Consider the following 1,803-nt stretch of genomic DNA (forward strand, 5'->3'; position numbering starts at 1 on the left):
ATAATAGAAAAGGGTGTGCTGATATTACCCTAGCTCAACACAGTTGAAAGTCTTTCCACTGCATTCGGTGAAGAGCCTTTTTCACACAGCCTTTTTGAGATTCCGCCTTTCCACAAACACTTGCATCCTTTCGTGCTGAGTTTTTTGTTATTTCTTGTCTTAGGTGGCTGATGATGCAAGGGAAAAGTGATAATCTGGTTTTCATTAAATGCGTGATAAGAGGAAAAATTCCTTGTTTAAACACGGAATTTTTCCTCTTAATAAACTGTTAGCCATAAGGAGTATTTAATGACGGATCAGGCAATTTGGTGGGAAAAAACAGTCGAATATAAGTTCGTTTTGGATGCCGCTAAAGAGAGTGGGCTTGATTTTGCAGCTCCACTGTCAGGAATTCAAGAAATGGCAGGTGATGGGATATTTTCTGCTGATGCAAAGTTAATTCTAGTTGAATTCAAACGCGACATGAATAGTTTAAAGTCAGAAGTAGATAAGTTTACTTGCTATGGTAAGGCAGCCAAAAAACTGAAAGGTCGAGATAATCATCACTTTTTGGTTTATGGCTATGTAGAAAAGAAAGAACTGAAACTCCAAGCTAAAAATTACTTTGCAATCAAGAAAACACATCCACCCCTATCAATTTTGAATAAGGGGCTAGTAGATAGTGAATTTAAAGAGTATTTAAAAGATTTAATTGCTTTGAAGAAAGTCGATAAACGTAGTAGTGGTACTGTCGCTCCTGAGTTTTTAAATACAGTAATAGGTATGTCATCGGATGGGGCGTCATCTATTCCATTAACTGAATATGTTAAAAAAGCTTTACCAGAGCTTTATCAAGCTTTGGTAAAGACAAAGAAATTAAGCTCCAGCTTAACTAATGGCTAACAAGGCACTTAAACGGACTAAAACAGTGGGTTAGGTTTCGCTTCGCTACACATTATAACCCACTATTTTAGTCCGCTTAGTGCGGCGTTAGCCTCACAAATTAGAGATCGAATATGGAAGAAACCTGGGCGTCAGGCTCATTAGAATTATTAAGACATGCCGACTCGCACATTCAGCTTGATACCGCTTTTGATAGCAGGATCGCTTTCATTAGCGTTGATAATTCCGTTGAGACCTCAATCAGAACCTTTCTGTCTCTCCCAGAAAAAATATCGGGCGTAAAATTCCAACGAAAGGAAGTAGAGGACGCCGGAAATAGCTTTCCTAAAATGGTTGATCTTCTATTTAGCAAAGCTCGACCAAAACTTGCTGGTTTGGATGATGGTGATATAGAGCATTATCATCGTATAAGAAATCAGCTATATCACAATGGAACAGGCTTAGGTGTAGATCGCCGATATTTGGATGCTTATAGGCAGATAGCAGCTGTTCTACTGAATAATCTATTTGGTGTTAAGGCTGATCCGAAAGGTACAGAGGTCACACTAGAGAATCTCATATTGCTCTTTAACGAAGTGGAGACATTGGTTCGCAAAGCATTTGAGGATTCCGGTGTTGACACAGGTCATACGTTCAAATGGGAAATGGCAATGCGTGAGGGTGTATTGGAAATGGAAGATATCAATCAGCTTACCGAATTGCGCATGATTCGAAATACCCAAGTACATTCTACAGCGGAAAATATCGATAAAAAACGTATCGAATTGGGTGTTGAAATAGCTGAGACATTAATCAAAAAACTGAAAGGCTAACAAAGCGTTGCACCGGACAAGCCGGTGAACGCGGCGTTGATATGATCCCCGCTGTCAACTCGCACAAGTCTATTCCTACCGATTGGCACCGGCATAGAAAACTTGAATG

The 1,803-nt window shown here is 39.6% G+C and carries 2 protein-coding genes; both read left to right on the plus strand.

Translation table 11 applies throughout. From position 1 onward, the window contains the following. Window positions 1-288 precede the first annotated feature (288 nt). Window positions 289-882: a hypothetical protein gene (locus Q4592_RS21740; RefSeq protein ID WP_303516927.1), complete on the plus strand. Its 594-nt coding sequence runs from the start codon at window positions 289-291 to the stop codon at window positions 880-882. Window positions 883-995: 113 nt separating this feature from the next. After that, entirely contained in the window at window positions 996-1,694 is a 699-nt protein-coding gene (locus Q4592_RS21745; RefSeq protein ID WP_303516928.1) for a hypothetical protein, read from the plus strand. Window positions 1,695-1,803: the final 109 nt, after the last annotated feature.

Source organism: Agarivorans sp. 1_MG-2023 (assembly GCF_030548385.1).
Lineage (GTDB): Bacteria > Pseudomonadota > Gammaproteobacteria > Enterobacterales > Celerinatantimonadaceae > Agarivorans.